This is a genomic window from Marinifilum breve (assembly GCF_003202155.1).
Taxonomy (GTDB): domain Bacteria; phylum Bacteroidota; class Bacteroidia; order Bacteroidales; family Marinifilaceae; genus Marinifilum; species Marinifilum breve.
Map to the genome: position 1 here is coordinate 112815 of NZ_QFLI01000005.1, position 19911 is coordinate 132725.

A 19911-nucleotide genomic window follows, 5' to 3' on the forward strand; every position below is an offset into this window, starting at 1 on the left:
TCTGTAGTCAAATAAATTAATACCTACACATATGTCAGAAGCCGTAAATCAGCACACCGAGGTGAGTTACCTTGAATACAAAGGACGATTCAAAGGACTGTTTGCCTGGATTTTCTCGACAGACCACAAACGCATTGGTCTGCTCTATTTGTACAGCATGTTAGTATTGTTTAGTGTAGCAGCCCTGCTTGGACTTGCCATGAAAATTGAGCTTATTGCTCCGGGCAAGACCATTATGGATGCTCAAACCTACAACAGCTTCTTTACACTGCATGGTATTACAATGATATTCCTGATTGTGGTACCAGGCTTGCCAGCTGTTTTTGGGAATTTCTTTCTGCCAATCATGATTGGAGCAAAAGATGTAGCCTTCCCAAAGTTAAACCTACTCTCATGGTGGATTTATATTATTGGAGCTTTCATTGCATTATCAGCTCAGTTTATAGGTGATGGTCCTCCAGATACAGGTTGGACATTCTACGCTCCATATAGTTTCAGAACAGGAACCAATATGCTACCGGCGGTTACGGGTGCATTTGTTTTAGGTTTCTCATCCATTGCTACAGGTATTAACTTTATTGTAACCATTCACAGAATGCGTGCTCCGGGAATGACTTGGATGAAAATGCCACTGTTCCCTTGGGCACTATACGGAACTTCCTGGATTCAAGTACTGGCAACTCCGATTGTAGGTGTTACCCTTTTAATGATTGTATTGGAACGCACCATGCAGATTGGATTTTTCGATCCTGCATTAGGAGGCGATCCAATCCTTTATCAGCATCTGTTCTGGATCTACTCCCACCCTGCTGTATACATCATGATATTACCTGCCATGGGTGTGATTTCTGAAATCATTCCAACATTTGCACGTAAGACCATCTTCGGATACAAGGCAATTGTGGTTTCTACATTGGCCATTGCTTTTGTTGGTTACTTTGTGTGGGGACATCACATGTTTACCTCGGGAATGAGTGGTACCGCCCTTTACACATTCTCTATACTAACATTCTTCGTAGCCATACCTAGTGCAATTAAAATTTTTAACTGGGTGGCAACTCTTCATAAGGCATCTATTGATATTCAAACCCCATTCTTATGGGCACTTTGCTTCCTGTTTGTCTTTATGGTTGGTGGATTATCGGGAATGGTGTTGGGAGCATTATCAACCAATGTGCATTTGCATGATACCGCTTTTGTTGTGGCTCACTTCCACTTTATTGTATTTGGTGGAACAGGCTATGCCTTCTTTGGAGCCATTCATTATTGGTATCCTAAAATGTTTGGCAAAATGTACGACAAATCATGGGCGAATATTGGTTTGGCAATATTCTTTACAGGATTCAATATCCTTTACCTGCCAATGTTCTATTTGGGTATGACAGGTATGCCTCGCAGATATTACGACTATGTTGATGAATTCCATGGCCCAAATATCGTATCATCACTAGGTGCATTACTAATGATTTCAGGTTTGATAATAATTATTACCAACCTAGTACGCTCTGCAAAACATGGTGAACCAGCCGTGGCTGATCCTTGGAAAGGCAAAACTCTGGAATGGACTGTGGCAAGTCCTCCAAGCCTTGAAAATTTTGAAGAAATTCCAACTGTAACCAAACACCCATACGGATATGAATGATCATCAGGTACACATAGACGAACACAGAGACGATGAAGGTGCTAAAACCGGTATGTGGATTTTCATTTTCACCGAACTTCTATTATTTGGTGGACTATTCATTGCCTATTCGGTTTATCGATATTTAAATCCTTTGGCTTTTCATTTGGCTGCCGAAGAGCTGGACACTACTCTGGGTACAATCAATACAGTTATTCTACTGGTAAGCAGTATGACTATTGCCATGTCGATTAGTGCCATTCAGTACAAGAACAAAAAGCTTACGCTGATATTAATGGGGGTTACTCTTCTGTTGGCCCTGGCTTTTATGGTGAACAAATATTTCGAATGGAGTGGTAAAATCTCTCATGGAATTTATCCGGGAAGTATGACATTGCAAGAAGCAAGTAGAGGTGAATTACTATTCTTTGGATTGTACTACGCAATGACAGGCTTACATGCTCTTCACATTGTTATAGGTATGGCATTTATTGGATATGTAATGCACTTGGTTGTTAAAAATGAGGTGCAGCATGATAATTTCGTCATTCTCGAAAATAGTGGACTGTATTGGCACCTTGTCGATTTAATTTGGATTTTCCTTTTCCCATTATTTTATCTCATTACCTAAATAAAGCACTATGGAAAAAGACCAACATACACACATCGTAAAATACAAAACATATGTATATGTCTTGATCGCACTGCTGTTTATGACATTTGTATCAGTAGCAGTAACAGAAATTGATTTGGGCCCATATACGGTTACCATGGCATTACTACTGGCAAGTATCAAGTCGGTTTTGGTATTGCTGATATTTATGCATTTAAAATTCGACAAGAAATTTTATGGCATTATGGTGGCAAGTGTGTTTTTGCTACTGGCCTGCGTTATAGTTATTACATTCATGGACTACTTATACCGATAGCTTATGTTTTCGAAAGGAATAGCCGATGCTTCAAATTTTGTAAAAGGAGTTGACACCTCTTTTATGGTGATATTAGGAATTATTTTATTTTTCCTTGTTGCCATCACCGTTGTCATGATATATTTTGTTTTTCGATATCGCAAATCGAAAAATCCTAAAGCAACACAAATCCACGGAAGTGTTAGTTTGGAAATACTATGGACAGTGATTCCAACTGCTCTGGTAATGGTAATGTTTTACTATGGCTGGATGGGATACAAACCTATGAAAGAAGCCCCTGATGATGCTTTTGAGATCAAAACCATTGGGCGAATGTGGAATTGGCAATTCGAGTACGAAAACGGTAAGACAACCGATACGCTTTACGTGCCAATTGATAGAGCCATTAAATTGGATTTGGTAGCATTGGATGTATTGCATAGTGTTTACATTCCGGCTTTTCGTTTGAAACAAGATGTTGTGCCCGGACAGGAACACATGATGTGGTTTATTCCAGGAAGAGAAGGTGAGTTCGATTTATTCTGTACTGAATATTGTGGATTGAGACACTCCTACATGCAAACATCAGTAATAGTAATGCCTCAGGAAAAATTTGATTCCTGGTATATTGATACTACCCAAACTGTGCAATTAATTTCCGACAAACCAGGTGCCTTAGGACTTGCAATCGTAAAAAAGAATGGTTGTTTGGCTTGTCACTCCATTGATGGTTCGAAATTAGTAGGACCAACGTGGAAAGGATTATTTGGGTCGAAGGAATTGGTAAAAACCGGCAAAGAAAAAAGAGAAGTTGTTGTAGATAGTGCATATGTATTGAATTCAATTTACAATCCGAATGATGATATCGTAGATGGATATCAAAAAGGATTGATGCTCTCTTATAAAAACGAACTTACCGAAGAAGACATTGGAGAAATTATTGAATTCATGAAAACTTTAAGCGAGGATCAATAACCTATGAACATACAAGCAAAGATATCAGTACTATTAGAATTGGGAAAAGTAAAAATTGCTATTCCCATTGCCATTTCGTGTTTTACAGGATTTATTCTGCATACGCCTGAAATATCCTGGCAAATGTTTCATATTGTTTTTGGCATATTTTTGATAGTAATGGGTGCTTCAGCCCTAAATCATATCCAGGAATACAAGAAAGATGCATTAATGAACAGGACAAAGTTCAGGCCCATACCATCGGGAAGAATTAGCATTTCAGAAGCAGTGAGGTGGAGTGCACTTTTCCTATTGACAGGATGTGGTTTTCTTGCCTGGGGAGGAAATATAACCAGTTTATGGATCGCAATCCTCTCCATTTTTTGGTACAACTTGGTTTACACTCCCCTTAAACAGTTCACAGCCTTTGCAGTCGTTCCTGGAGCTTTAAGTGGAGCTTTCCCTCCTTGGATTGGTTGGGTAGCAGCAGGTGGTGATTTATTTGCTCCTCCTATTTTGGCATTATCCTTTTTCTTTTTTATTGGTCAGATACCACATTTTTGGCTCTTGCTAATGTTGTATGGCGAAGATTACAAACAAGCAGGATTTAAGGTGCTAACTGATGTATTTACATTCAATCAAATTCGAAAAATCACCTTGGTATGGATGCTGGCAACCATTGTTGTAGCCTTATTACTACCCGCATTTAGTGTGATTTCTTCTCAGATTTTGATTTGGGCCTTACTCATATTATCCATGTGGATTATACCCAACAGTTTTATATTGCTTAAAAAGGAAGAAAGATCAAATACCAGAAAACTATTTCTTAGGCTTAATTTGTATTTCTTACTGGTAATGATAATGATTGGAATTGACAGATTGTACTTGTAGTATCTTGTTATCAATTTGTTATTAAAACGGATTTACTGGACATTTAAGGCGATACTATTTAAATTTATAAATCAACTAAAGCAAAATACGATGAAAAAAATATTAATTCTATTACTGGCGGTAGGTTTATTTGCTGCATGTCAGTCGAACACAAAAAAATCAGAGCAAACTGATAAAGCAAGCACCACTCAAACTGTAGAATATCAAAAAATGGAATTTCATGTGAGTGGAATGACTTGTACCGGATGCGAAAACACTGTCATAAACGGATTAAAGCAAGTCAAAGGAGTAAAAGAAGTAAAAGCCTCTCACAAGAATAACCGCGTAACCATTATGGTTGAAAAAGACAAGGTGAATCGTGAGGAGATTGCTCAAAAAATTGAAACGGTAGGCTATACTGTAAATGAATAATAAAATATCTAAACCAGTATAAAATCAGAGGTAGCTTTACTTCTGATTTTTTTTGCTATCCATAGTACTCATTAGATTAGCCTAATCAGAAAAGTTCCCTTCCTTCCCTAATCAAATAATCAGCCCCCTTTGTATGTGCACTTTCTACCGTCGGTATAAGAGGTTTATACCGACGATAGATGATGCTTATACCGAGCGGTAGTAACACCTTCTACCGACGGTAGAAAGTGTTCATCCTTAAAGGAAGGCATGTTCCAATCTTTTAAGGATGCAGACTATCAGCCCTTAATACTAACCTGAGTTCAATTAAAAATATTGTCACAGTTTGTACTGGTTTTGAGTAGAAATTTTCTCAAATATTCGAAGGAATATCGGGATATTTCAAGGGGATTTGAGGAAATTTATGCCAAAAACAGTCAAATTCTTTGAAAAAGTCATCTTCATCCAATCTTTACTTTAAAAACTCTTCAAAATATCCCGATATTCTTTCAGATTTTTTAAAGCAAATCTTGATTAAACCTGATTTTCTGTGTCGGATATTTTAAATCGAACTCAGGTTACTAGGAAAATCAAATAGCGGTATGTCTTTTAAAAGGCATACCGCTATTGAATCTAATTGATTTGTATTTTAAGCTAGTTGTTCAAATTTTTTCCTTGTAGTTCAACTTTAATGTATTCAATAATCTTCCACCTGTCATCAGGTTTGATTTGAGGACCATGGGCTCCCATAACACCATAACCAGCAGTTATTACGTGGAAAAACTCTCCACGGGGTGTAGATTTCAGGATATCCGTAACCAAACTCTTAGGTTCATAAGGATATTTCCCACTGGTGTATAAAAATCCTTGTCCATCACCTTTTTCTCCATGACAGTTGATGCAAAAGATGCCAAACAGTTCCTTGCCTCTTGCAACATCCTCCATGCTCATTTCTGTCATGTTCACGATATTTTGACCTGCCCAGGTTCTGTTTTCCGGAGTTTTCTCAAAATCATAAGGAATCATTTCTCTTGGAATGGTACCCTCCACAGGCAACCTTAGTGTTTTTCCATCGGCAAAGTTTGGATTGGAAGAATAGGTTTCATAAGCTCTTGAATCCTGCATATCTGGAAAATAGGAATAGCCCGGATGATTGTTATCCTTATCACATGAAATCATTACTCCTATCAGCAACAATGCTAAAATCGATATGTATCTCTTTTTTCTCATAATCAATCTTTTTAGGTGAATCAGGTTTCGTAATGGAAACTTTCTTCGAGTAAAGGATCATTTTTCACCAACAATGGTGTTTTAGCCAAGGAAGTAAATACCACATACAGGAATCCTCCCAAATACAAGGCAATAAAACCAATTTCGATTAAGCCAATCTGTGCAGTTTTACCAATAGTTCCAGGTATTACAAGCATATACACATTCAACCAATGCCCTATCAGTACAACTATGGCTACAAAACTTAACCATTTTAAATTTCGCTTGGCATCTCTTGTCATTAGTGCTAGAAATGGGAATAGGAAATTGATGACCAGAACTGTAAAAAACAGAATCTTGTGATCGGTTAGTCGTGGTGCAAAATAGGCGGTCTCTTCAGGAATGTGACTGTACCATATCAACAAGTACTGGGAGAACCACAAATACATCCAGAAGATACTGAAAGCGAATAGGTATTTTCCCATATCGTGGATATGTTCTTTGTTGATGTATTCCAGATAGCCTTGCGATTTTAAGAAGGCTATTAGCAATATTATTGTGGCGATACCGCATACAAACATTCCGATGAAAATAAACCAGCCAAACAGGGTACTGAACCAATGTGCATCAATAGACATGATCCAATCCCAGCTCATGGTAGAACTCGAAATGGCGAAAAACACCATAAATAAGGCAGCCAAAATTTTACCCCTGTTGTGATATTTTAAATCCGGATTCAAATCCTGATCCAGCGTATTCTTCCTCAGTAAATAGGTCAAACCAATCCACCCCAGAAAATACAATGCCATACGTACAAAAAAGAATGGCACATTTAGATATGCAGCTTTTCCTTCCAGTATTGGATCATGCAATCCTTCGTGTGACCAGTGATACAAATCGTGCATTCCAAAATAGATCAAAAACATTAAGGCTGCCGATATTGGTAAAAATTTGGTTAAGGCTTCAGGAATCCGCTTTAAAGCGGTATACCAACCTGCATAAGCAATCTTATGAAGCGCTAGAAAAACTCCTCCAAACAAGGCAATAAACAAGAAATAGAGGTTGTTGATTAAAACATTGGCCCACAATTCCTGCCTGTTTGGCGATTCGATAAAATAGCCCAAAATCAGCAAGAGAATTCCAACGCCCGCAATGGATAAGATTCCATATTGTGTTTTTCGTTTTAAAGTATATTTTTCTTCCATCTCTGTGTGATTTTGAAGGTTATTTGTCAATCTCTTTCACTTTAATTTCCTGAGCTTCCTCCTTTAGCAGAATCTCTTTCACCAACTCATCCTGATTTCCTGCCTCATCCAAATCAACAATAATCATGAATCGATCATCGGTAATTCTTTCATCGTGAATTGGATTGTTTGCACCGGGTCCTAGTTTCGATCGAATCAGGAAAGCAAATACCATCGCAAAAGCAGCAAACAAAACTGTCAACTCAAAGGTAATTGGGATAAAGGATGGAATCGCAAAATGTGGCTTCCCACCAATGAACAAAGGATAATCTACTACAAATGCCCAAGCCTGGAAGCCAAAGGCTATGATACAGCCAATTGCTCCTCCAATAAAACCAATTGTTGGTATTCTTGATCGTTTGAAACCTAAAATTGGATCCAAACCGTGAATCGGGAAAGGAGTTAGAACATCCTGAATAGAAAGCTGCTTGTCTCTTAAATCTTTTGTTGCTCTTAAAAGATTCTCCTCATCCTCGAAATATGCCGAAATGTATCTCCTCATGTCTCTAGTGTTTTTCTTTGGTTTCAGATTTATCTTTTTGATCTCCCGAACTCTTCAATACACTCTTAACCTCAGCAATGGCAATTACCGGGAATACACGAATGAACAGAAGAAAACAGGTGAAGAACAAGCCAAGTGTTCCTATAAAAATTCCAACTTCTACCATTGTTGGTTCGTACATCGACCAGCTTGATGGCAAATAGTCGCGGTGAAGAGAGGTTACGATAATTACAAATCGTTCAAACCACATTCCGATATTAATGAATATGGAAAGTATGAAAGTAAATACCAGATTTCGTCGCAATTTCTTAAACCACAACAACTGTGGTGATATTACATTACAGGTCATCATGATCCAGTAAGCCCACCAATATGGTCCTGTAGCTCTATTCAAAAAGGCGTACTGTTCGTATTCTACACCCGAATACCATGCAATAAACAGCTCGGTGATATAAGCAATACCAACAATTGAACCTGTTGCAATAATGATCTTATTCATCGATTCGATATGACCGACAGTAATATAGTTCTCAAGATGTAATACTTTTCTGGTAATGATGAGCAAGGTAAGCACCATGGCAAAACCAGAGAAGATGGCCCCCGCAACAAAATAAGGCGGGAAGATGGTGGTATGCCAACCAGGAATCACAGAAGTGGCAAAGTCGGTACTTACAATACTATGAACCGAAAGTACAAGTGGCGCTGCCAAACCAGCCAAAATCAAACTGATTGATTCATGGCGCTGCCAGTGTTTTGCTGATCCTGTCCAACCAAAGCTCAACAATCCGTAAATCCATTTCTTAAATTTGGATTTCATTCGATCTCGTATGGTTCCAATATCAGGAATTAAACCCACATACCAGAAAAGCAGAGATACCGTGAAATAGGTACTAATGGCAAAAACATCCCATAACAATGGGGAGTTAAAGTTTACCCAGAGTTCACGCGTATTTGGATATGGGAACACGAAAAATCCCAGTAATGGTCGGCCCATATGAATTAAAGGAAACAAACCTGCACACATTACAGCAAACAAGGTCATTGCCTCAGCCGAACGGTTGATACTCGTTCTCCATTTTTGACGGAACAATAGCAAAATGGCAGAAATAAAGGTACCCGCGTGACCAATACCAACCCACCATACAAAGTTGGTGATTCCCCATCCCCAACCAATGGTTTTATTTAGTCCCCAGGTTCCAATTCCTTCCCAAATGGTATATCCCATCATGGCCAGTCCGAGCAGCAATGCAGAAACCGTTAAAGTGATGCCTGCATACCATGCTTTTCCGGGCTTGCCTTCGATAGGAGCAGAAATTTCGTCCGTTATTTTCTTGTAGGTCTTCTTCCCCGTTACAAGGGGTTCTCTAATAGGCGACACATACATAGGCGTGGATTTATGAGTGGTTCATTTTTTTATTTCTAATCTTCGTCAAATAACTTACCGATGGTAAGGTGTGAATCTCTTCAAGCAGATGGTAATTTCTCTTACTAGAAGTTTCTTTTACCAGTTTGCTCTCTTTGTCGTTTAAATCTCCAAAAATGATGGCTCCCGATGGACAAGCCTGCTGACAAGCTGTCTTAATTTCTCCATCCTTCACTTTTCTGCCTTCAATCTTGGCATTTAGTTTTCCTTCCTGAATTCTTTGAACACAAAGCGAACATTTCTCAATCACACCTTTGGCTCGAATTGTTACATCAGGATTTAGCACCATACGTTTCAGATCGATTGTCATTTCCGCTACATCGTGCAAATTGTTTGGTATCGAATCGGCTTTGGTGTAATCAAACCAATTGAAACGTCGCACTTTGTATGGACAGTTGTTACCACAATACCTTGTTCCAATGCATCGATTGTAAGCCATTTGATTTAGTCCTTCGCTGCTGTGATTGGTTGCTGCCACCGGACAAACATTCTCGCAAGGAGCATTATCGCAATGCTGACACATCACAGGTTGGAAGGAAACATCAGGATTGAATTCATCTCCCGAGAAATACCTGTCGATTCTTATCCACGACATTTCGTGTGCTCGAATCACCTCTTTCTTTCCAACTACCGGAACATTATTTTCCGATTGACAAGCAATGGAACAAGCTCCACAGCCGACACAAGAATTCAGGTCAACCACCAATCCCCAATGATGATTTGGGAACTTTGGCTTTTCGTAAATACTTGCATTTTCGTAAGCATGATGCGATTCATTCCCTGCCGAAGGATTCTTTTTGTATTCCTCCAATCCAGCTTCGCGAACTATGGCTCTTCCCTCCATAGAATGATGCGTTTGCGTCATGGCCAAATCGTACTTCTCTCCTGTTTTTGTCAGATTAATATCTCCAATAAAATCATCATTGGATTGTAGTAAGGAATTTACATTTACCCCAACATTCTTCCCAACAACACCGCAAACCTGCCTTCCATAACCAGTGGCAACTGCCACAGTATTGTATGCTTGTCCTGGTAGAACATACACAGGAAGTTTTACTTGCGAATTCAATTCAACTACATCTCCGGTTTCTAGCATCATCTCTTCAGCTTGCTTCGGCGAAACACATAAGTAATTGTCCCAACAAATTTTCGTTACCGGATCTGGCATCTCCTGCAGCCATGGATTATTAGCCATTTTTCCATCGCCAATGGCAATGCTTTCGTACAATTGCAATTCTACACCTTTGTTATCCGCTTGTTTTGCCAGTTGGCTGACAAGCCTACTCATATCAGACAAACTAAATTTCGTATCGAAGACTGACTTTACACTTGGTTCAAATACTCCCTGTTGTAATGTATGATTCCAGAAAGTCGTGAAGTTTGGATAAGCCGTTTGCATTGGGTACATGTTCTTTTCCCAATGATTTTTTATAAAATTAAGATAGTTGCTGTCCTCACCCATCCAACTCAACAGGCTTGATTGGAATTGTCGCGTGTCGAAAAGCGGACGAATACCCGGTTGCATCAAACTGTATCGATTGGTTTTGGGCTCAAAATCATTCCAACTTTCCAGGAAATGATTATCCGGAGCAACAAAACTCATCAATGCAGTTGTCTCGTTTGGTACCTCATCCATAGCAACACTAAAGCCTATTTTCTTGAGAGCAGATGCAAACTCATTTCCATGCTGATAATCGAAAACCGGATTCACGCCATAGCTAATGATTCCTTTTAACTTCCCGGATTTCATATCTTCCAATAGCTGATTCATATCAGAATCATTTGCTTGGTAAGTATGTAATTGTTTGTCTACCCTTAAAGTAGAACCATAATTCTCCAATTCGAAATTAATAGCATTTACAATCACCTGTACACTGGTATCCTTCGATCCTGACACAACCAGTGATTTCCCTTTATGCGACCACAAATCTTTGGCAGTGTTTTGAATATCTGCGGAAGCTATAGAAGTTGAATAAACCTCTTTCCCTGCTAATTTTAAAATTTCATTGTAAAGCTGCACAATCAAAAGTTTTTGCTCTGAAGGCTTTACAGGAATCCTTTTATCAGCATTACTACCAGTAAGCGACAATCTTGATTCTATTTGGGTATGATGAGACATGGAAGTATTTCCATTGCACAGCTTTCTCTTCTTGGTATATTGCCTGATATGCTCCACAGGCATCAACCATGTGCCTAGAAAATCCGCATCAAAGCTTACAATCCTATCAGCATAATCGAATCGATAATCGGCAATACCCGCTTTTCCAAAACACATTTCATTAGCTTGAATTAATGCTGAACCAGATTGACTATCATATTGCACCCATTTTATATTTGGATATTGAGCTATAAACTTCTGAATGACATTTATGGTACTTGGACTGTAAACACTTGAAGTAAGTAATATGACTTGTTCATTAGCATTTTTAAGACGATTTAATTCTTTCTTAACTGTTTCATCCAATTCTTCCCATGCTAACTTCTGATTTCCTTTCTTAGGATGTTTGTATCGACTTGTATCGTACAAATCCAATACGGATGCTTGTACTCTTGAGCTGGTTCCGCCATTGGTTACACCCGATAAATCGTTTCCCTCAATCTTAATGGGTCTTCCTTCTCGGGTTTTAATAAGAATGCTACAATAATCGCTTCCTTTCGCAAAGCTCGATGCATAATAATTGGCTTTACCTGGCGTTATTTCTTCTGGTTTGATCAAATAGGGAATGGCTTTTTGCACTGAGTTTTCGCAGCTGGCTACCACTGTACTAATGGCAAGGCTAAAACCACACAGTTTCAAAAAATCACGTCGGTTGCTCTTGGAACCACTTTCATTCTTGTCGAATATATCTAAGATCTGTTCCAGATTTCCTTTAGGCATTGGTTGATCAGGAACAGAGTTCTCTCCATTTTTAAGTTCGGTAAGGCTTTTCCAATATTTCTTCATAGGTAAACGATTATCAAGTGATACAAATTAGATGGTTGAGTTTTACTCGCAGTTCATTAGTAATGACAACGAGCACACTCCCTTCCTCCAACATCCGTTACTCTAACACTATCTATTGCACCCGAAGTAAGTTTCTCGTGTAGCTTTTTAAATGATTCAGAATAGTATCCGTTTTCGCGAAAATCAACTGCTGTTTTATCATGACAATCCAAACACCAGCCCATCGAAAGATCTTCGACCTGTTTTACCACATGCATTTCTTCAACCAAACCATGACATTCCTGACAATCTCTCTTACCTACATTGGCATGTTGTGCATGACTAAAGAAAACATGATCCGGCAACTGATGAATTCGAACCCATTCTACAGGTGTATTGTTTTCAATCGCTGCATGAATCTTATTGATTTCGAACTTTCCTGAATTGGTTCCCTCACGCACAATCACATGGCAGTTCAGACATAAATTCACATGAGGAATTCCTGCCGACTTGCTATCGTCTACGGTAGTGTGGCAATAACGACAGTCAATTTTATTGTCGGTTGCATGTATTTTGTGCGAGAACTTAATTGGCTGAATGGGAGCATAATTCTGCTTGCGACCCAAAGCCATTGCTCCTTCGGCTAACATCTGAATCTGATATCCAAATGCAAATACAAAAATCAGGATAGGAATAATTTTATACTTGATTTTCTTCGTAAAGAAAAGATCCACCAAAGCCAATGTGATTAATGCTCCTAAAAAGAAAAATACAATAAGATTGTTAACCTTTGGTTTTGTTTCGTAGAGCACAGCGCTATTTAAATCCATCAAGTAAGATTTAATATAGCCTAACTCTTCATCTGAAAAAGAATAGTTTTGATGAGATTCCTCCATTTTTTTGCCCAATGGAGACATTAAAACCGAACGGAATTCGGCAATGGATTTATTGGCAAATGTTCCGGCAATGTCTTTGGCAGAAGGATTCCAGTTTAATGTGTCGATATAATCGATATTGTGACAGGAAACACAGGATTGCCACTCCACGGGAGTTCTGGTTAATCCTTTAAACAATCTTTCGCCTCTCTTTTCACCATTTAAAAAGTAATCAAAATGACCAGAATGATCATCTTTTGCTGTAGAATCAGCCTCACTAGCAATAATTTGAAATGGGGCAAGCAGCAAAATAAATATGAACAAGGCACATGTTAATCTGTAGGGTTTACTCATAGGTCAGGCATTTATTACAGATAAGGTTATATAATAGCAATTCGCAATCGTGCAATGTCAAATTGACTGTTTCTTTACTCTTCTCCCCTACAATTCATCAACATTTCAAGAAACAATCCAAGCGAATCTTTTTCCATAAATGACTCGCTCTCTACCAAATATAACAATTTAAACTATTAAATCACAGCCTTTTCACATAACAATCTGCAATAATTAGCACAGCTATAAAAGACTATACTGTCTTTTATTAGTATTTCCTATGAGTTCCTTCATTTCAAAAAAAAATGAAAAAATCAGTTTCTAAATAATTTCGGTGCCTAAAAATGGCTACAAATAAAAAGATGCCTCATTAATATGAAGCATCTTAAAAATTAATTTCTTAAACTTTTTTATTCTAGTAATGAATCTAAAATTCCACCACTGCTCTCTTTTGAAGCATTTGGTCCTCCTGGACTTAATTGACTAACCAATTTTCTAATTGGCATAGATTGTAACCAAACTTTTCCTCTACCACTAAGTGTTGCAAGAAACAATCCTTCTCCACCAAACAACATCGATTTTAATCCTCCTGATTGCTGAATATCAAAATTTACTCCTTCCTGATAGCCAACAACACAGCCAGTATCCACGCGAAGTGTTTCACCGTTTAACTCATGTTCGATTAATGTTCCACCTGCATGAATGAAGGCTTTACCATCTCCCTGTAGCTTTTGGAGGATGAATCCTTCTCCTCCAAAAAAACCGGATCCCAATTTTCGATTGAAGTGCATACTAATTTTGGTTCCCAAAGCAGCACATAAAAATGCATCGCGCTGCACAATTACCGAACCACCCAGTTCTTCCAAATCCAAAGGAACAATGGTACCTGGGTATGGAGCTGCAAAAGCCACATGACTTTTTCCAACTCCTCGGTGGGTAAAGTGGGTAATAAAAATAGATTCCCCCGTTATTTTTCGGGATGCAGCACTTAGTAACTTCCCAAACAATCCTTTGTCAGGCTCAGAACCATCACCCATTTTTGTTTCAAAGTCAATGCCCTCTTTCATGTAAAGCATAGCCCCAGCTTCGGCAATTACCGTTTCATTCGGATCCAATTCAATTTCTACCAATTGGATGTCGTGCCCTTTAATTGTATAATCAATTTCGTGTGATCTCATATTTTTTTCTTTTAAAGTTAACAGATTATCACAAACATCTCTTTATAGACATCTAATTTTATTGTGTTCAATCAAAAGAGAATCAATACTTATTTGGCAGTAAAGCAAGATAATCTGTAACTTTAATAGACCTATTAAAAATCGAATAAGAGAACTGTCATGAAAATATTAATTACAGGAGGTGCCGGATATATTGGTACAGAACTTTGCCGGAGATTGAATCAAAATCCAGAAGTTAAAGAAATAACGGTATTGGATAATTTAAGTCAGAATAATTACAACCTATTTCTTCATTCTCAAATTAAGCCTGGGAAGGTAAAGTTTGTTAAAGGTGAACTTTTGGATTCCAGAACACTCGACGGTTTGATAAAAGATGTGGATGTTGTGTATCATTTGGCAGCTGAAAATACTGATGATGAGAAGCTGCACCAAATGCACGAACAGGTTAACAATTGGGGAACTGCCGAATTGATATATGCGGTTGAAGACAGCAATGTAAAACAATTTATTTATCTCAGTTCAACCGAGGTATACGGTTATTCCAGTCAAGAATATGATGTTTATTCCATGTTGGAGCCAACCTCATCGCTTGGTAATTCGAAGTTACGAGGTGAACAACATGTTGAGCGCATTATGCCTAAAATCAACACTCAAATTATTCGATTGGGTAATGTCTTTGGCTATGGGGTAAGTATGAAGATGAAAGGCATTCTGAACAACCTTCTATTCGATTCGCATTTCGTTGGTAAAATATCCATTCATGGCAGTGGAAATCAAAAACTACCATTTATCTCTCTTGACAAAACAACCAATATTCTGGCAAATTTATTGGGTGGAAAATTAGATTCTGGAGTTTATAACCTGGTAGATTACAACAAATCGATTATGGAATTGGTAGAAAGCATGCAGCAACAACGTTCTGACATTGAAATTATTTTCACCAATCAACACCTTGAATTGCCACAACAAACTGTTAAAGTAGATGATAGAATCATGAAATTATACCAGGGAGAAGATTTGAGCTTCGAAGAAGAAATCGATCTTCTGAAGAATCATTTTGAGACATCCAGTATTTAAATGGTTTCACACAAAGTGCGCAAAAGGAATATAAAACAAAAGAACGCAAAGAATGATTCACTCTTTGCGTTCTTTTTATTTCTTTGGTGTAACAGATATTTATTATCTATTCAAAAGCAGATAAAACAAACTCTTGCTTTCTTACTTAACCCTTAAATATTGTATGGTTGACTGTTCAGGATCTTTAGAGTCAGAGCCTAATCCAATTGTGTCGTTATTTAAAAACTCAACTTTAAATTCCTTTTTCGTTCCTAAACCATAAGTAGCAAATAATGCACTTCCTATTTTCTTCTCTGTCAATCTAAATTGAGAATTGGAAGACCTTTTAATGTTAGTAATCCAAGTCTCGTTTGGTTCCACAAAAAATTTCACATACTTATTATCGTTTATCTCAACAACTTTACCAACTAAACTTCCTGAATCAGTTTTCTTTATCTCGATCTTTATACCTTCTAGCATAGACCTTCCTTTTAATTCCCAAGTTCCAACGAATTTATCCATCGAAACCTTTTTCATGCTTTCAGTGTCACAAGAAGACATGAATAAAAGTACGTGAGCTATAAAAAACAGATTAGTAATTAGTATTCTAATTTTCATATTTCAATAGTTAAATATTCTGTGTTAATTTCTTGACAAAACGATATTGGTTAAAAAACTCTTTTGCAATCACACGCAAAATGGTGTAAAATGGAATTGCCAGCATCATTCCAATAATCCCCGCCATACTTCCTGCCATAATAATTACAATGAAAATTTCCAGTGGATGTGCATTTACACTATTGGAATAAATTAATGGTTGGAACAAAATATTATCAATAACCTGTACACAAGCAAAAACCAAAGCCATATAACCAAGTAGAGGCAAAATTTCTGTATAAAAGTCAGCATGTATGTTGGTTGCAATTCCAATAATCATTCCAAATGTGGCTCCAATTATCGGCCCAATGTATGGAATCACATTCATCATTCCTGCAAAAAGACCAATTACCACTGCCGTTCCAAAAGGCAAACCAACGATACTCAAGCCAATGGTAACCAAAAATCCCACCAGTATTACCTCAAAAAACAAGCCTACAAAATAACGCATCAGTAGGTTTTTAATTGAATCCAATACGTGGCGAACACCTTCTTCGTGTTTTGCTGGCACCATTAAAACTACACCACCAGTAAATAAACTGCTATCCTTTAAAAAGAAAAATGTGATGAATGAAATAGAAAAAAGAGCAATAAATATATTTCCCAATGTACCTGCCAATGAACCAAATATTGATGATACATCAGAAATCTTCACGAAAGAGGTAAAATTATCGATTACCACAGCTTTCAGGTTAAAATCATCTCCTTCTGCAGAATATTTTGCAATTAATGTTTCCAGATTTTTAATAGGCTCTTCCAGACTGTGAGCCGCTGCATTTACATCAATAGTAGATAATTCTTGGGCTTGCGCGGCTACCATTGGTATAAAGGTTCGGAAAAACATTACCATCACAAACCAAAGTAATATTAAGGTAACTCCTGCCGATAAAGCAGGTGGACAAGTCCATTTCTTGATTTTTACCTTGTTCAAAAAATCAACAACCGGTCGACCTATAAAAGATAATACTACCGAGATTAAAATGTAAGCAACAATGTTGCTAAAATACCAAACCATTAATCCTAAAATAATTAGACCAATGGCTACCAAAATATATTTCCCTTTTCCGTTCATTCTTGAAAAGCAATTTAATGTGTTATATCAGTGTAGGATAACTGTGGTTAAATGTAAGAATTTTTACGACATCTATGTCTACAATAAAAAAAAGGCTCTCAAATTGAGAGCCTTCTTTTAATTTCTAAGCTGATTATATATTCAGTGGGTTCTTCACTTTTTGCTTCATTAAAGCAATGTCAAGAACTTCCATAATCTCATCTACAAAATGGAATTTTAATCCTTTTAAGTAAACATCCTTAATTTCTTCAATATCCTTCTTATTCTGATTACAAAGAATAATCTCCTTAATTCCAGCACGCTTGGCTGCAAGGATTTTTTCCTTAATTCCCCCTACAGGAAGCACTTTCCCTCTTAAAGTAATCTCACCAGTCATGGCAATGTTTTTCTTCACCTTACGCTGTGTAAATGCTGAAGCCATTGCTGTTACCATGGTTACACCTGCCGATGGTCCATCTTTTGGAATTGCTCCTTCAGGAACGTGAACATGAAGGTTCCACTCATCGAATGCTTCTTTCTTAATATCCAAAGAATCACAATGTGCACGCAAATATTCCTGAGCCAATAAGGCAGATTCTTTCATCACATCACCAAGATTACCAGTTAAAGTTAATTTCCCTTTTCCTGCAGAAAGACTTGATTCAATGAATAGGATCTCACCACCTACCGAAGTCCAGGCCAACCCAGTTACAACACCAGCATAATCATTACCCTGATACTTTTCGCGGCTAAACATTTCGGCTCCTAAATACTCTTTTAAATCTTCAGACTTAAGATTAACATCGTATTCTTCATCCATGGCAACCTTACGAGCTACTCTACGCATAATTTTAGCAATGCGCTGATCCAATGCACGAACACCAGACTCGCGAGTATATTTATCTACTACCACTGCAATTACCTCTTTCGATATTTTTATATGATCTGAAGTAATTCCGTGGTTCTCCATTTGCTTAGGGATCAGGTGACGACGAGCAATTTCTACTTTCTCTTCCTGAATGTATCCGCTAACATCAATCATTTCCATACGGTCGCGAAGCGGTGCCGAAATAGATCCAACATTATTAGCAGTTGCCACAAACATCACTTTCGATAAATCGTAATCTACCTCAAGGAAATTATCATGGAAAGCATTGTTTTGCTCTGGATCCAACACCTCAAGCAATGCTGAAGATGGATCTCCTCTAAAATCGCTACCTACTTTATCAATTTCATCCAAAATGAATACAGGATTCGATGATCCAGCCTTTTTCATGCCTTGAATGATACGACCTGGCATTGCTCCAATATATGTTTTTCTGTGTCCACGGATCTCTGATTCATCATGCAATCCGCCCAAAGACATTCTGACATACTTTCTGTTCAAAGACTCTGCGATCGACTTTCCCAATGAAGTTTTACCAACCCCCGGAGGTCCGTAAAGACATAAAATTGGAGATTTCAAATCACCTTTCAACTTAAGTACCGCCAAGTGTTCAATGATACGATCTTTCACTTTCTCCAAGCCAAAATGATCATTATCCAAAACTTTTTGAGCGTGCTTCAAATCGAAGTTATCCTCGGTATATTCATTCCAAGGTAAATCCAGTAATTCCTGCAAATAGTTCAACTGAACTGAATATTCAGCAGCAGCTGGATTCAATCTCTGCAATTTCTTTAACTCTTTTTGAAAAGTTTCTTCAACCTCTTCAGCCCACTTCTTGTCTTTGGCTTTTTCTTCCAGCTCCATTACATCCTGGTCGTTCGGACTTCCGCCCAATTCGTCCTGAATGGTTTTCATTTGCTGGTGCAACAAATATTCTCTTTGCTGCTGATCCATATCAGTCTTCACCTTCGACTGAATATCATCTTTCAACTCCAGAACCTGAACTTCACGAACCAAATATTCAAGAAGTTTCATTGCTCTGTCGCGAATATTATCAAACTCAAGCAACCTTTGCTTCTGATTATGCTTTATTTCTGAGTTACTTGAAATAAAGTTGATCAAGAATGATGAACCTTCGATGTTCTTAATTGCAAATGATGCTTCGTTAGGAATTTGAGGTGATAACTTGATTACCTTAATGGCAATATCTTTAACCGAAGAAACCAAGGCTTTGTACTCGTTATCTTCAACCTCCGGACGCTGATCCTTGATGGTTTTGATACGACCTACATGAAATGGTTCTTCGCTAATAATCTCTTCAAGCTCAAAACGCTTTTTACCCTGAAGAATCACCGTAGTTGTTCCATCAGGCATTTCAAGAATTTTGATAATTTGAGCCACTGTACCAATTTTATTGATATCCTCGAAGTGTGGTTCTTCTACACTCAAATCAATTTGAGAAGCTGCTCCCAACATTCCTTTGTTGTTGTAGACCTCGCGAACCAACTTCAACGATTTTTCTCTACCAACAGAAATTGGAATTACAACTCCTGGAAATAAAACTGTATTTCGAAGAGGGAGTATTGGCAAAGTGTCAGGTACCTGCAACTCATCCAATGCACTTTCATCCTCATCGGTTATAATTGGAATAAAATCCGAATCTTCATCCATCATATTCGACAAAACTATATCACTAATATTGAATTCTATCTTACTACTCATTATCTCGTCTGCCTTTCTTACATTATATCTGTAAAGGAAGTAAGTTTTTATTAAACTGATGTGACAAAATGTCGCTTCCTCTATAAAA

Annotated in this window: 17 protein-coding genes; 7 read left to right on the forward strand and 10 right to left on the reverse strand. The window is 37.8% G+C overall.

Features of this window, described 5'->3' with window-relative positions; genetic code table 11:
• Window positions 1-31: 31 nt before the first annotated feature.
• The 6 genes from DF185_RS12375 (at window position 32) to DF185_RS12400 (ending at window position 4785) form a co-directional block, all read left to right on the forward strand.
• The gene (locus DF185_RS12375) at window positions 32-1642 is read left to right on the forward strand and encodes a cytochrome c oxidase subunit I (RefSeq protein ID WP_110361067.1); all 1611 of its coding nucleotides are present in this window, start codon (window positions 32-34) and stop codon (window positions 1640-1642) included.
• A complete protein-coding gene (locus tag DF185_RS12380) occupies window positions 1635-2252 on the forward strand; it encodes a cytochrome c oxidase subunit 3 family protein (RefSeq protein ID WP_110361068.1) in 618 nt (205 codons plus the stop codon). The genes DF185_RS12375 and DF185_RS12380 overlap by 8 nt, the downstream gene beginning before the upstream one ends.
• A 10-nt stretch (window positions 2253-2262) precedes the next feature.
• The gene (locus DF185_RS12385; RefSeq protein ID WP_110361069.1) at window positions 2263-2550 is read left to right on the forward strand and encodes a cytochrome C oxidase subunit IV family protein; all 288 of its coding nucleotides are present in this window, start codon (window positions 2263-2265) and stop codon (window positions 2548-2550) included.
• Window positions 2551-2553: 3 nt separating this feature from the next.
• On the forward strand, window positions 2554-3504 hold the full coding sequence (gene coxB / locus DF185_RS12390; protein WP_110361070.1) for a cytochrome c oxidase subunit II: 951 nt from the start codon (window positions 2554-2556) through the stop codon (window positions 3502-3504).
• Window positions 3505-3507: 3 nt separating this feature from the next.
• The gene (locus DF185_RS12395) at window positions 3508-4374 is read left to right on the forward strand and encodes a protoheme IX farnesyltransferase (RefSeq protein ID WP_110361071.1); all 867 of its coding nucleotides are present in this window, start codon (window positions 3508-3510) and stop codon (window positions 4372-4374) included.
• 90 nt (window positions 4375-4464) lie between these two features.
• Entirely contained in the window at window positions 4465-4785 is a 321-nt protein-coding gene (locus DF185_RS12400) for a cation transporter (RefSeq protein ID WP_110361072.1), read from the forward strand.
• Between the two features lie 633 nt (window positions 4786-5418).
• On the opposite strand, the gene DF185_RS12405 is transcribed toward DF185_RS12400, so the two are convergent.
• The 7 genes from DF185_RS12405 to DF185_RS12435 all read right to left on the reverse strand — a co-directional run bounded on the left by DF185_RS12405 (window position 5419) and on the right by DF185_RS12435 (window position 14451).
• Window positions 5419-5994, reverse strand: coding sequence for a c-type cytochrome (locus DF185_RS12405; RefSeq protein WP_110361073.1), 576 nt, complete (start codon window positions 5992-5994; stop codon window positions 5419-5421).
• Between the two features lie 20 nt (window positions 5995-6014).
• A complete protein-coding gene (locus tag DF185_RS12410) occupies window positions 6015-7178 on the reverse strand; it encodes a quinol:cytochrome C oxidoreductase (protein WP_110361074.1) in 1164 nt (387 codons plus the stop codon).
• A gap of 19 nt (window positions 7179-7197) precedes the next feature.
• Window positions 7198-7719, reverse strand: a complete 522-nt coding sequence (locus tag DF185_RS12415; RefSeq protein ID WP_110361075.1) for a DUF3341 domain-containing protein — start codon at window positions 7717-7719, stop codon at window positions 7198-7200.
• Between the two features lie 4 nt (window positions 7720-7723).
• Window positions 7724-9103, reverse strand: coding sequence for an NrfD/PsrC family molybdoenzyme membrane anchor subunit (gene nrfD / locus DF185_RS12420; protein WP_110361076.1), 1380 nt, complete (start codon window positions 9101-9103; stop codon window positions 7724-7726).
• Between the two features lie 10 nt (window positions 9104-9113).
• The gene (locus tag DF185_RS12425; protein ID WP_110361077.1) at window positions 9114-12086 is read right to left on the reverse strand and encodes a Fe-S-cluster-containing hydrogenase; all 2973 of its coding nucleotides are present in this window, start codon (window positions 12084-12086) and stop codon (window positions 9114-9116) included.
• Window positions 12087-12142: 56 nt separating this feature from the next.
• Window positions 12143-13294, reverse strand: a complete 1152-nt coding sequence (locus tag DF185_RS12430) for a cytochrome c3 family protein (protein ID WP_110361078.1) — start codon at window positions 13292-13294, stop codon at window positions 12143-12145.
• Window positions 13295-13683: 389 nt separating this feature from the next.
• Window positions 13684-14451, reverse strand: a complete 768-nt coding sequence (locus tag DF185_RS12435) for a TIGR00266 family protein (protein ID WP_110361079.1) — start codon at window positions 14449-14451, stop codon at window positions 13684-13686.
• Between the two features lie 159 nt (window positions 14452-14610).
• Here DF185_RS12435 and DF185_RS12440 point away from each other — a divergent pair, with 159 nt between their 5' ends.
• Window positions 14611-15528: an NAD-dependent epimerase/dehydratase family protein gene (locus tag DF185_RS12440; RefSeq protein ID WP_110361080.1), complete on the forward strand. Its 918-nt coding sequence runs from the start codon at window positions 14611-14613 to the stop codon at window positions 15526-15528.
• A gap of 141 nt (window positions 15529-15669) precedes the next feature.
• On the opposite strand, the gene DF185_RS12445 is transcribed toward DF185_RS12440, so the two are convergent.
• The 3 genes from DF185_RS12445 to lon form a co-directional block, all read right to left on the reverse strand.
• Window positions 15670-16125, reverse strand: a complete 456-nt coding sequence (locus DF185_RS12445; RefSeq protein ID WP_110361081.1) for a hypothetical protein — start codon at window positions 16123-16125, stop codon at window positions 15670-15672.
• Between the two features lie 10 nt (window positions 16126-16135).
• Window positions 16136-17236, reverse strand: a complete 1101-nt coding sequence (locus tag DF185_RS12450) for an AI-2E family transporter (protein WP_110361082.1) — start codon at window positions 17234-17236, stop codon at window positions 16136-16138.
• Window positions 17237-17369: 133 nt separating this feature from the next.
• Window positions 17370-19823 (reverse strand): endopeptidase La, encoded by a 2454-nt coding sequence (gene lon / locus DF185_RS12455; RefSeq protein ID WP_207784639.1) that lies wholly within the window; start codon window positions 19821-19823, stop codon window positions 17370-17372.
• Window positions 19824-19911: the final 88 nt, after the last annotated feature.